The following is an 11951-nucleotide window of genomic DNA, read 5'->3' on the forward strand; positions in this document are numbered from 1 at the left end:
TGGTATGGATTTTGATTTTAATTTAATTTTAGTACCGTTGACCATAGGCTTAGGTATCGTTTGGCTGTTAGACAAACTGACATTCAAACAAAGACAGACGCGTGGACGCGGCAAAGAAAGTCTCCTAGTACGTTGGGCCTATGACTTCTTTCCTGTCCTAGCCGTGGTATTGATTGTTCGCTCATTTTTAATTGAGCCTTTTAATATCCCATCATCTTCTATGGTGCCGACGTTGTATACGGGTGACTTTATTGCCGTTAATAAATATGCCTATGGTGTGCGTCTGCCTTTGACATACAATAAAGTATTGGATACCGGCGAACCAGAACATGGTGATGTCGCTGTATTTCGTTATCCTGAAAACCCTAGTATCTATTATATAAAACGGGTTATCGGTTTGCCTGGTGATACGGTTAGTTATAATCAAGGCACCCTGTCTATTAATGATGTGCCTGTTGAAACCAGCTCTGTGGACTTTGCTGCAAAAGACGAATTAACCTCGCAGCTTTATCTGCCAGGACAAGTGGCTCCAGGTCAAGTATTGACAGAAGCAGGTGCGGCAGCAATGGGTCAGGAAGAAGAAGACGCGGCTGAATACTTTCAGGAAGTACAAGGCGAGAACACACATCTTGTTCGATACTTAAGCGGTATGAATAGCGCACAGTATGCACCGTTTTTACAGCAGCAGTCGCCAGAAGTGGTAAGCTCTGAGGGTACCGAGTGGCGCCTTGATGTGCCAGAGGGTCAGTATTTTGTCATGGGCGATAACCGTGACCGAAGTGCTGATGGTCGGTTTTGGGGTTTTGTTCCAGACGCAAACCTAGCAGGTAAGGCGGTTTATATCTGGATGCACAAACCACCAGGACTTACTTTACCAACATTTGAGCGCAATGGCGCTATTGATTGACATCATGGATACTGTATTGATTGATTTATCGATAATCGTTTTATGCTAATATCGTTACTATCTGCCAATTTACTATTCACCAAATAGTTATTTAGTCATTGAGTGGCCACTAAAAACAGTCGTTTATCAGTCGAAGGGTGTCATAATGCAGCAATTATCTGGTTTAGCCACACAGCGCGGTGCGAGTGTCACTAATATCGTTCTTATTATCATGGTGTTGGGCATTGCGACTAAATTGATGGTGGCGATTTTACCTGCTCAGATTGGTGACTACCAATTAACCCAGTTGTTGAGTGGCGAACTCAAAGAAGCAAACGAAAATAATGACACCGCCAAGCAGTTTGTTGAGCGTGTGAATAAACAGCTCTCTATCAATGCTGACTATGACACTACCGCAGAAGACGTATTTGTATTTACTGATAAGAAAGCAGGACAGTTGGCCATCCACAAAAAATATGAAGTGACCAATAATTTATTTAGCAATATTGATATCGTGAATCGTTTTGAAGACGATATTGATATGGCAGCAGCAGAATAAATCGTCTAATGTATCAAACAGCATGCTAATCTTTTTAGATAAGCCACACAAGATTATTAAACTAAATCTGTAAAACAGAAGGGATAACCACAAGCCACGCATGAAACCAACTTCGCAACATCTCCAAGCGGTTACTACTCCCCAAAAAAATAGCACGTCTGCTGACACAATGGTTGTTAGCTCAGAGTTTATCCAAAGATTAGCAGTGCTAACACGTAAGTTGGGCTATGTTTTCAATGACTTGAGTCTACCAAAACTTGCACTGACACATCGCTCATTTGATAGCAAGAAAAACTATGAGCGCTTAGAGTTTTTAGGTGATGCTCTTTTGGGTATGATCGTGGGTGAGGCTTTATACCATCGTTATCCTGCTCAAAACGAGGGTCGCTTAACGCGTATGCGTGCAACTTTGGTTCGTCAAGAATCGCTGGTTATTATTGCTCAAAACTTAGAGCTGTCTAATCATTTGATACTGGGCGTGGGTGAGCGAAAGGGCGGCGGGCGCAATCGTGCTTCCATATTGGCTGATGCGGTAGAGTCTTTGATTGGCGCTATCTATTTGGACAGCCAAGACATGCAAATCACTCGCAACTGCGTGTTGTCTTGGTATGGAGACTTGATCGACAATGTAAACGATCAAAAAGCATTAAAAGATGCTAAGAGCCGTTTGCAAGAGTGGTTACAGTCTAAGCAGTTTGATTTGCCCAACTATGAGCTTATGGAAACGCGTGGCAATGCACCGCATCAAATATTTGTGGTACGTTGTAATGTCAATATCAATAATTGTCCTGACATTACCGAGTCTGGTGAAAGTCGCCGTATTGCTGAACAAAAGGCTGCAGAGCTGATGATCAATCAGCTACATAAGCTTCCAGCCTCAGCCAAAAAACGCTCTTAGCCACTATCCAAGAATCATTAACAGCATACTTTTAAATTTATCATGTCATTTTTAAGCGTATTTATCTTAAAGAAGCGTTGATTAAAAGTGCTGACTTAACACTTATTTTGAAACATCAAATATTACCAGCCGATCTCTAGTGATGACTCCATAAGCACACGATAAAAGATGATTGGCTGGCCATAAACCCTATAGGATTAACTTATGAGCAATCGTACTGATTTGCCATCAAACAACGAAGACAATACTCACGATATGAATGAAAAATTAGACAATCACCACAGCCGAAATCATGAAGACAATGTCACATCAGAGAATGATATGGCCATTGAAGAGTTTTTTGCACCAAGCAATAGTAAGCATATGGCTGAAGACTTCAGAACAGGCTATGTTGCGATTGTTGGACGTCCAAATGTTGGTAAGTCAACATTGATGAATCATTTATTGGGACAAAAACTGTCAATCACGTCACGCAAACCACAGACGACGCGTCATCGTATCCATGGCATTTTATCAAACCATGAGATGCAAGCGGTCTTTGTCGATACACCAGGTATTCATCGCAATGAGGTGCGTGCCATTAATGAGCGTATGAACAAAGCGGCAGTCTCTGCTCTAGTAGATGTTGATTTGGTACTGTTCGTCGTTGACTCTGATCAGTGGCGTGATGATGACTTATTGACGCTACAAAAGCTTGGTGACACCAATTTGACTGTGGTGCTAGTGATTAACAAGTCAGATACCCTAAAAGATAAAGGCAGCGTGTTGCCGCTTATTGAAACCTTCAGTGACAGCTTTGATTTTGCTGATATCGTTCCTGTGTCTGCGCTAAGAAATCAAAACTTAGATCGTTTACAAGAAGTGATTGCCTCACATCTACCAGTGGCGGCGCCTATTTATGATACTGAGCAAATCACAGATCGTTCTGAGCGATTTTTAGCCAGTGAAATTATTCGCGAAAAAATCATGCGTAGTGCTGGTGATGAAGTTCCTTATGATTTGACAGTGCAAATTGATGAATTTAAAGATGAGCCTGCACATACTGATCCAAAAACAGGACGTCCACGTAAAGCCTGTACTTTTATTGATGCGACTATATATGTTGAGCGTAGTGGTCAAAAAGCAATTGTTATCGGTGATAAAGGCCAACGTATTAAACAAGTAGGCATGGATGCTCGTAAAGATATGGAACAGCTTTTTGATAAAAAAATCATGCTGACATTGTGGGTCAAAGTGAAACGTGGTTGGTCTGATGATGAACGTGCGCTGACCAGTCTGGGATACTAATCACGGCTGTCATATTGGCAAGATATTGCCATAAGAATAGTTTATAGATGCTGAGAGCTGAAGGGGATAGAAAATGCGCAACGAAGCGTTAATTGGTTATCTGCTACATCAGCGCCCTTACCAAGAAAAGCGCGCCTTATATTACCTTTTCTCTCAGCAACATGGTGTGATACACGGTGTCGGCAAAAAAGGCGCACCACTGTTCATGCCATTGCAACTTTTTGCTACGGGCAAACGGGATCTAAAAACATTTAGTCAAATCAATATCACCTCACAAATCATTGCTCAAGCAAGCATTGAGCAAGTAAATACCGAGCAGGTAAATACAGAGCAAGTAGGCGCCGAGCCATCAGATAATGTGCCTACAATATTAGCAGCAGTGCCTTATGGGAACATCAGTGGTCAAAACCAATACGCTGCTTTATATCTCAATGAAATACTCTGGCGACTACTACCTACCGAAGACCCGATGCCTACCTTATGGCAGCACTATCAAATAAGTCTACAACGACTCAAACAACCTTTAAATGCCAATGAGCTTCGCCTTTGTTTGCGCCAATTTGAACAGTACTTGTTCACTGAATTGGGTTTTACGCCGACATTGACGCATGACAACGTTGAAGATGCTATCGAATCTGGTTTTACCTATCGATTCTTACCTGATGTGGGTTTTATGCCGACCCTGCAAAGTGATCCTACCGTACGAAACGATGAAGTGTCTGAGCACTTAGGCAGCGTCACTGGACAGACCATTTTTAGCGGTGATGATCTCATTGAGATGGTAGCGTTAGGAATCAACGAAAAAACATTGAATAACTGGTCAAAGCTACATCGACATTTGATGGATCACTTGCTTGACTATCAACCATTACAAAGCCGTTTACTATGGCAACAGCAGCAGCGTTATCAATAGGTATTTGTTTAACTATGTGATTGATCCACCGGCTTATGCACCGCATTTGGTAGGGTGATCTTCATTGAGTTTATGTTTGACTATACCTGCCTGATTAAACGAGATTTGATACATAGCTTGGTTATAAGAAGCAGTAGGGCAGTATTTGATATGTCCAAAGTGTCCTCTAGGTTTGCCACTATCGCCCCAAAACTTGGTGTAGTGACGTCTACCTCCTACTCGTAATTTCACCGTACTATATCTAAGTTTCAAATCCTGCTGAGTCAACAAGACATCAACGTCGCTATCAAAATGTTTGTTATTATTTTTATCCACAAACAACAATAGTACCTCATCACTGTCTCTGTGACATCGTCCGCCGTTGTTAGATAAGCAAACCAAGACATCTTGTCTACTGATATAGCTTTCAGCTCTGGCTAACGAAAGCGTGTTTTTAAGTTGGTGTTTGACCCGCTGAGACTCTAAACGTGCTAGGTGCGTTAAGATGCTTGGAACGGCGATAGTAGCAATAATGCCTAGCACGGTCATGGTCACCAAAAGCTCAACGAGTGTAAAACCGCGATTGCCTTTACTAACTAACGATTTAGATATCGATGCGGATTGAGATAAGTATGATCTTAATGACTCAGTATATATAGCTGATTGGAGTAGTGAAGTAGGTGAACGATAGATGAATAATATTGATTGACTATCATGAGCTCTATTATTGATAAAAACTCGTACGAGTGAGAGAACAGTAGTGAGCCTGTGATAACTTGACGAAATCTTATGAAGTAATATCATGAGGTGCTACATCCTATAGCAGTTCATTAGGGTAATAAAATGAGGTTCCTTATCTTTCATCGTGTATCGCAGCGACTGTTTAGAATGCTTTTGCAATTAATGGCAGTTGTTTAAAGTATGGGCTGCATACAAAATTGGTACGTTGTCTGATCGTTTGGTATATTAAAAAATGTTGGGTTTCATAATATAAACAGAATATATGCCTAGTGTCAAAAAATGTTTCAATTAGTGAATGCTCTATATTAACAATAGAGAAAAAGCAAAACTTGTATTAAAATATGGATAGTAAATAGGTATTGCTTGGTTGGGTATTTATTATGAACTGACATACAAAAGATGAAGATCGTAAGGTGTGTTAGTTCTAAGTAACTCAGTCTACTTATTGTGTTTTGGTTACAACATTATCGTGTAATAATGTGTAGCTCCTTAACGAAAAAAGTTGTAAACTGGGTTGATAATCGCTAAGCTACGTCTTAATTGGTTTTGCTTTGTAACTTAAAATGCGTAAAAGACGGCTATTTTACAGCGTCTTGCGAATCGGTTTTGCTTAATGCATGACTAAAATTATCCTTTGGGGGAAGTCCATGAAATTGAATAAAATAGCTCTAGCTCTTATTGCTGTGGCGGCTGTACCTATGTCAGCTAACGCTGGTGTTACTATTAGCCCATTGTTACTTGGTTATCACATGACTGATGAATTCAGTGATACTTCTGACAAACAGCGTGAAGTTCTTACTACTGGTAAAGACCTTTATGTAAACAACAATGGCGATGTCATTGGTGATGGTACTCGTGGTAACAGCAACGGCGGCGTTGCTAAAGAAAGCAGCCTATACACTGGTGCTGCGCTAGGTATCGAATTGACTCCTTCTACCCAGTTCCAAGTAGAGTATGGTGTATCTGACGCAAACGGCGAAGCTTCTGAAGATTCTGCTGATGCAGGCGTTAACCGCTTTGATATCGAACAAGAAATGATTTCTGGTAACTTCTTGATCGGTACTGAAGAATTTACTGGTTATACTGACAGCGCGTTGAAGCCATATGTACTAATAGGTGCTGGTCAATCTAAAATCAAAGTAGAGAACCAAGAAACTTATACTAACTCTAACAATGAAGTAGTTGCTGCTGGTACTGAAGTTTCAAACTCTAAAGATACCATCGGTAACCTAGGTCTAGGTGCTATGTATCGTATCAACGATGCACTAAGCCTACGTGGTGAAGCTCGTGCGATTCATAACTTTGATAACAACTGGTGGGAAGGCATGGCTTTGGCCGGTCTAGAAGTTGTACTTGGTGGCCATCTAGCACCTACAGTAGCTGTACCGCCAATGGAAGAGCCAATGGTTGACACTACTCCAGTAGTCGTTGTTGAAGCTGACCTTGATTCTGATGGCGATGGCGTACCTGATAGCATCGATGCATGCCCAGGCACTCCAATGAATGTAGTAGTTGATGAGCGCGGTTGCCCAGTACCAGTAGATATTACTGATGAGCTGAAAATGGAACTACGTGTATTCTTTGATAACGACAAATCAGCTATCAAAAACCAGTACAAGCCAGAAATCGCTAAAGTAGCAGAGAAGATGCGTGAGTATCCTAACTCTACAGCACGTGTAGAAGGTCATGCTTCTAAAACTGGTCCTTCAGCACGTTATAACCAACGTTTGTCTGAAGCCCGTGCCGTTGCTGTTAAATCTATGCTAACTAACGAATTCGGTATTGCTCCAAACCGTCTATCAACTGTTGGTTACGGTTATGACAACCCAATCGCTTCAAACGACACTGAAGAAGGTCGTGCTATGAACCGTCGTGTTTATGCCATCATCACTGGTGACAAAACAATGACTGTTGAACAAACTAAAGATATGGTTGTTCAATAAGTAGTAGTTAGCGAATGAGATAGTCAAATATAAAGTTACAAAAAAAGCCACCCACTGGGTGGCTTTTTTTATTTATGCATTGATAAAAGTAAGTTATTACATAAATTTATGAATCAATAATGTTATACTAGCCACCGAAACATTCTGTAAACTGACAGAATGTACATTAGCATAGCTATCTGTATGATGAATTTATCAGAATAGATATTTGATTATATTGATATTTTTTGAATGAAAGCATTTATTGTGCATCATTTAGGATTCAATATTTGTCTATCTGGTTGATGATAATAGTTTATCCAGCGGCGCTTATTGCTACTGCATTTTTTTAAGACGACACGAGCATTTTATATGGCGAACGATATCAAACACCTGCGTAACATTGCAATTATTGCCCACGTTGACCACGGTAAAACAACTTTGGTTGATAAGTTATTACATCAGTCTGGTACTTTTGGCGACCGCGCAAACATTGCTGAACGTGCAATGGATTCAGGTGATATTGAGCAAGAACGTGGTATTACCATTTTGGCTAAAAACACAGCCATCCGCTGGACAGATCATACTTCAGAAACTGAATACCGTATCAACATTGTAGATACCCCAGGTCACGCCGACTTTGGTGGTGAAGTTGAACGCGTTATGTCAATGGTTGACTGCGTACTTTTGGTTGTTGATGCTGTTGACGGTCCAATGCCTCAGACTCGTTTTGTAACGCAAAAAGCGTTCGAGCAAGGTCTAAAGCCGATTGTTGTTATCAATAAAATTGACCGTCCAGGCTCACGCCCTGATTGGGTTATGGATCAAATCTTTGATTTGTTTGACAATCTAGGTGCAACTGACGAGCAGTTAGATTTTCCAGTTGTTTACGCATCAGCGTTGAATGGTATTGCTGGTCTAGAAGCTGACAATTTAGCTGACGATATGACCCCACTATTCAAAACAATCGTTGATGTTGTACAGGCTCCACAAGTTGATGCTGATGCCCCATTCCGCATGCAAATCTCAAGCCTAGACTACAACAGCTTTGTTGGTGTTATCGGTATTGGCCGTATCCAACGTGGTAAAGTTAAATTGAACACGCAAGTTACTGTTATTGACAAGCATGGCAATACACGTAACGGCCGTATTCTAAAAATCATGGGCTATCATGGTCTTGATCGTATTGATGTTGAAGACGCACAAGCAGGCGATATCGTTTGTATCACTGGTATTGATGCACTTAACATCTCAGATACGATTTGTGATCCAGCTAATGTTGAAGCATTACCAGCACTAACGGTTGATGAGCCAACAGTTTCAATGAACTTCCAAGTAAATAACTCACCATTTGCTGGTCGCGATGGTAAGTTTGTGACGTCACGTAACATCCGTGAGCGTCTTGAGCGTGAATTGATTCATAACGTAGCACTACGTGTAGAAGACACTGAGTCTCCAGATAAATTCAAAGTATCAGGTCGTGGCGAGCTTCATTTATCTGTGCTTATCGAAAACATGCGCCGTGAAGGTTTTGAGATGGGCGTTTCAGGTCCAGAAGTTATCGTTAAAGAAGTTGACGGTAAACTACAAGAGCCGTATGAAAACGTTGTGTTCGATATTGAAGACGGACATCAAGGTTCTATCATGGAACAAGTTGGTCTACGCAAAGGCGAGATGACTAACATGGAGCTTGATGGTAAAGGTCGCATGCGTATTGAAGCGACTATGCCTGCTCGTGGTTTGATTGGTTTCCGTTCTGAGTTCTTAACACTGACTTCAGGTAGTGGTATCATGACTTCTAGCTTCTCACATTACGGCCCGCAAAAGATCGGTGATGTTGGTGGTCGCTCTAACGGTGTGTTGGTTTCTATGGCTAAAGGTGTTTGCCTAGGCTTTGCACTGTTTAACCTACAAAAACGTGGTAAGTTATTTGCTGAGCCACAGCTTGAAGTTTATGAAGGTATGATCGTTGGTCTGAACTCTCGTAACGATGATATGACAGTCAACCCAACGACGGCTAAACAGCTAACTAACGTACGTGCTAGTGGTACTGATGAAGCATTGACGTTGACGCCAGCGGTTAAGTTCACCCTTGAGCAAGCACTTGAATTCATTCAAGATGATGAATTGGTTGAGGTAACACCTAAAGCAATTCGTCTCCGTAAGCGCCATCTGACTGAAAGTGAGCGTAAGCGTCACGGCCGTGCCAAGAAAGGTGCTTAGTATAAGCGAGAGGATTATTCAGTAATTCTCATTGTTTATGTTTGATACTCGCACCAGCTCCAATAGGAGATGAGCGTGAGTATCGAGCAAGTAAAAAAAGCAGTATAGAGTGAGCAAATTATCGTTCACTTTATGCTGCTTTTTTTTGTGTTGTAATTGTTGAGAAATAAAGACAGAATAACAAACAGTAGCAAAGTATTCACTTTTTGTTATAAAAGCTAGAATTGAAATAATTTTTAGACAGTGGTCTATTGGTAAATGAATTTTTAGGAGAAAATAATGAGTATGGTATCAGAGTTTAAAGAATTTGCTTTAAAAGGCAATGTAATGGATTTAGCAGTCGGTGTGATCATCGGAGGGGCTTTTGCTACCATTACAAAATCGTTGGTAGATGACATTATCATGCCGATCGTTGCATTTATCTTCGGTGGCGAGATTAACTTTAAGAATATGTTTTTTGTCCTAGGTGATGCGCCTGATGGGATTGCCATGACTTATGACGCACTCAAAGAAGCGGGTGTTCCTGTGCTGGCATATGGCAGCTTTATCACGGTACTTATTAACTTTCTAATTCTAGCCTTTATTATCTTTATGATGGTCAGAATGGTCAATAAAATGCGCCGTGCTGATGAAGTAGAAGAGATTATAGAAGAAGCGGTAGAAGAGCCTTCAGAAGAAGTCAAATTGCTTCGTGAAATCAGTGCCAAACTAAGCAAATCTAACACGATCAAATAGTACGACACCATAAAACAATAAAAGAGGCCAACACAATGTTGGCCTCTTTCTGATTCTTTTATGACTGTTTTATAATAAATATTATGGCGTAACAATCACGTAGTCATTGGTATTGATTAAAATCTCTGAAGGTTGGTCAACGATAATACGCACCGTATTATTGTCAATAACCTGTGATTTATAGTAATTATCTTCAGCAACGGTACAGCCTAAGCATCGTCCCATCGCATCCCAAGGCTCAACAAATAGCTTTTGCTGTGCCTGGTCGGCATTACCTCCGATCAGTGAAAAAGGCAAACTCACAAGATAAGCTGCCGTACCAGCCACCGCATTGACAAGCTGTAAAGGCTTGCCAACAACAGTATCAGCAACCATGGTTCCATAAGAAGGTCCAAAGTCAGCTTCATCAATTTCTATCGCTGCAAAGGTCGGTTGCATAGTGGCAACGACCAAACCTACTGTTGCAAACACTGTAAAGAATTTCTGCTTAACAGTGCGTCGGGTCTTGGCTTTAACAGTCATAACGATATCCTAAAACTCATCAGTAGTATGATTAGTGGCTGCTGCTATTTTTACACAGAGACAATTTCCCTATACAAACAATGCGGCAACGATAAGCAGGTCTAATATTACAGCTACATAAACGGTAAATACTATTTATGTAAGCGTTAGCTCTATTAAAGCAAGATGTGGATTAATAAGCAACAAAAATGCGCGTGATAAATGTGTGGCTGTGCAACATGGCTTAATGACAGCGCAAATGCGAAGTAATTCGATTGCACTATCTGCTAAGGGTACTGACGATTTTTTTGGTACTTTATTTTTAACCCATTTAGAGTGCCATCGATTGAATTGAAGACACATCCTAGTTTATTGGTTGGCAATGTGAACAATAAACACTGGCTCTGCCATTGAGCTTGATGTTTTCAAGCACAGTATCACAGGCCAAACACGGTTCACCTTGTCTGCCATAAACATTTAAGGTTTGCTGAAAATATCCCGTTTGACCACTTGCCACAGTAAAGTCTCGTAGAGTTGAACCACCAAGTTTGATCGCTTTTTTCAAAATATCTTTTATATGGTCAACCAAAATCACCATTTGCTCATAAGAGATTTGGTTGGCAGGAGTGGCAGGATGGATACCTGATAAATATAAGCTTTCTGTTGCATAGATATTGCCAACACCAACCACCACTTGCTGTTCCATGATGACAGATTTTATCGCTCGAACAATGGGCTGTCGTCTTTTATTGGGCTGAGTATTATCGGCTTTGCTATCGAGCTTCTTTCCATCTAGTACGGTAATACGTTGAGTCAAACCATACAGATAATCTGCGGTAAACACATCAGATAGGGGTTCAGGGCCCAAATGATCCAGTAGCTTAGAACCATATTCTTCATACCACAGCACTGAGCCAAAACGTCTGGGATCATAGTAATGCAGTTGCGATTTGGTATGAGCAGTATCAGTAAAGGTAATCACTAAGTGATCGTGCTTGCGCTTATCAGTACCATCGCCGTGCTGTTGTAAGCTGCCTGACATGCCTAAATGTATCAGCAATTGTCGCGGTGCGACCATATCAGCCGAAACCGAAGCACAATCATTGGTGACTACGGGCAAAAAATTAAGTATCAGGTATTTTGCTCGGCGTTCCACACTATCTAATGTGTAATTGATTAAGACATTCAAGTCATCTGGCATCGCCCAACGCAGTTTTGGCTGAAAGACCTGCACATCAACCACCCGTTGTCCCAACAGAGGTGCAAGGCTGGTTTTTGTGGTTTCTACTTCTGGTAATTCAGGCATG

The 11951-nt window shown here is 41.1% G+C and carries 11 protein-coding genes; 8 read left to right on the forward strand and 3 right to left on the reverse strand.

The annotated features are described in order from the left end of the window. The first annotated feature begins 4 nt into the window (after positions 1–4). The 5 genes from lepB to recO all read left to right on the forward strand — a co-directional run bounded on the left by lepB (position 5) and on the right by recO (position 4543). On the forward strand, positions 5–907 hold the full coding sequence (gene lepB, locus IP510_RS05085; protein WP_194363675.1) for a signal peptidase I: 903 nt from the start codon (positions 5–7) through the stop codon (positions 905–907). A gap of 145 nt (positions 908–1052) precedes the next feature. Beyond that, positions 1053–1445, forward strand: coding sequence for a DUF4845 domain-containing protein (locus tag IP510_RS05090; RefSeq protein WP_227669480.1), 393 nt, complete (start codon positions 1053–1055; stop codon positions 1443–1445). Positions 1446–1545: 100 nt separating this feature from the next. Continuing rightward, positions 1546–2343 carry a ribonuclease III gene (gene rnc, locus IP510_RS05095; protein ID WP_194363676.1) on the forward strand — a complete coding sequence of 266 codons (798 nt, stop codon included), beginning with the start codon at positions 1546–1548 and terminating at the stop codon, positions 2341–2343. Positions 2344–2598: 255 nt separating this feature from the next. Continuing rightward, complete coding sequence (gene era / locus IP510_RS05100) at positions 2599–3630, forward strand: GTPase Era (protein WP_413786463.1); 1032 nt, start codon at positions 2599–2601, stop codon at positions 3628–3630. A 73-nt stretch (positions 3631–3703) separates the two neighbouring features. Continuing rightward, complete coding sequence (gene recO / locus IP510_RS05105; RefSeq protein WP_194363678.1) at positions 3704–4543, forward strand: DNA repair protein RecO; 840 nt, start codon at positions 3704–3706, stop codon at positions 4541–4543. Positions 4544–4576: 33 nt separating this feature from the next. Here recO and IP510_RS05110 read toward each other — a convergent pair whose 3' ends face one another. Further along, positions 4577–5179 carry a GspH/FimT family pseudopilin gene (locus IP510_RS05110; RefSeq protein WP_413786464.1) on the reverse strand — a complete coding sequence of 201 codons (603 nt, stop codon included), beginning with the start codon at positions 5177–5179 and terminating at the stop codon, positions 4577–4579. Between the two features lie 731 nt (positions 5180–5910). Between IP510_RS05110 and IP510_RS05115 the strand changes: the two genes are divergently transcribed. From IP510_RS05115 to mscL, 3 genes are all read left to right on the forward strand, one after another. Beyond that, positions 5911–7206 carry an OmpA family protein gene (locus tag IP510_RS05115; RefSeq protein ID WP_194363680.1) on the forward strand — a complete coding sequence of 432 codons (1296 nt, stop codon included), beginning with the start codon at positions 5911–5913 and terminating at the stop codon, positions 7204–7206. Between the two features lie 351 nt (positions 7207–7557). After that, the gene (gene typA / locus IP510_RS05120; protein WP_194363681.1) at positions 7558–9408 is read left to right on the forward strand and encodes a translational GTPase TypA; all 1851 of its coding nucleotides are present in this window, start codon (positions 7558–7560) and stop codon (positions 9406–9408) included. A gap of 279 nt (positions 9409–9687) precedes the next feature. Continuing rightward, positions 9688–10143 carry a large conductance mechanosensitive channel protein MscL gene (mscL, locus tag IP510_RS05125; RefSeq protein ID WP_194363682.1) on the forward strand — a complete coding sequence of 152 codons (456 nt, stop codon included), beginning with the start codon at positions 9688–9690 and terminating at the stop codon, positions 10141–10143. Positions 10144–10224: 81 nt separating this feature from the next. Here the strand turns inward: mscL and IP510_RS05130 are convergent, their stop codons facing one another. Both IP510_RS05130 and mutM read right to left on the reverse strand, forming a co-directional pair. Then, positions 10225–10665 (reverse strand): hypothetical protein, encoded by a 441-nt coding sequence (locus IP510_RS05130; protein WP_194363683.1) that lies wholly within the window; start codon positions 10663–10665, stop codon positions 10225–10227. Between the two features lie 343 nt (positions 10666–11008). Further along, the gene (mutM, locus tag IP510_RS05135; protein WP_194363684.1) at positions 11009–11950 is read right to left on the reverse strand and encodes a bifunctional DNA-formamidopyrimidine glycosylase/DNA-(apurinic or apyrimidinic site) lyase; all 942 of its coding nucleotides are present in this window, start codon (positions 11948–11950) and stop codon (positions 11009–11011) included. Position 11951 lies beyond the last annotated feature (1 nt).

The sequence above is a fragment of the Psychrobacter sp. NG254 genome, from assembly GCF_015277735.1.
In the GTDB taxonomy this organism is placed as follows: domain Bacteria; phylum Pseudomonadota; class Gammaproteobacteria; order Pseudomonadales; family Moraxellaceae; genus Psychrobacter.